The organism is Neisseria sp. P0021.S005 (assembly GCF_051956955.1).
In genome coordinates this window covers 1-546 of the sequence record NZ_JBQCWY010000889.1, presented here as the reverse complement: position 1 = coordinate 546, position 546 = coordinate 1, and the positions used below count along the sequence as shown (strand labels likewise).

Here is a 546-nt window from a genome sequence, read left to right as displayed (position 1 = left end):
GTACAGCACAGCGTCCCCGCATGGCTGATTTTCGGTATGTTTTTCATTATGATACCGCTATCGAACGTCATGGCGCTGGAACGCCAGAACAACACCATTACCCGCTTACGTCTCGCCCGCGCCTCCGCATCCGGCCTGATTGCTGCGAAACTTATCCCCTATTTCCTGATTAACCAGCTTCAGTTTGTCGGAATGCTGTTGCTCGGCCGCTACCTGCTGCCCGAAATCGGCGTGCCCGCCCTCATACTCAACGGCAGCCTTGTTCCCTACGCGCTACTGTCCGCCGCCGTCAGCGCCGCCGCACTCGGCTACGCGCTGTTAATCAGCGTCTGCGCCAAATCCACCGAACATGCCGTCGTCCTCGGCGGCGGCGGCATCATCCTGATGGCGGCAATCGGCGGCATTATGGTACCCGCCCACGTCATGCCCGAAACCATGCAGCAACTCACTTGGATTTCCCCGATGGCTTGGGGCTTGAAGGCTTTTCAGGAATTGCTGCTCAACCGCAGCGGACTGGACGGAATCGGCCGTTATCTGCTTTTATTG

1 protein-coding gene is annotated in these 546 nt (G+C 58.2%); it reads left to right on the top strand.

Annotation, left to right across the window (positions count from 1 at the left end):
• A partial coding sequence (locus ACTHUE_RS19990; protein WP_440424276.1) for an ABC transporter permease occupies positions 1-546 on the top strand: 546 nt, incomplete at both ends.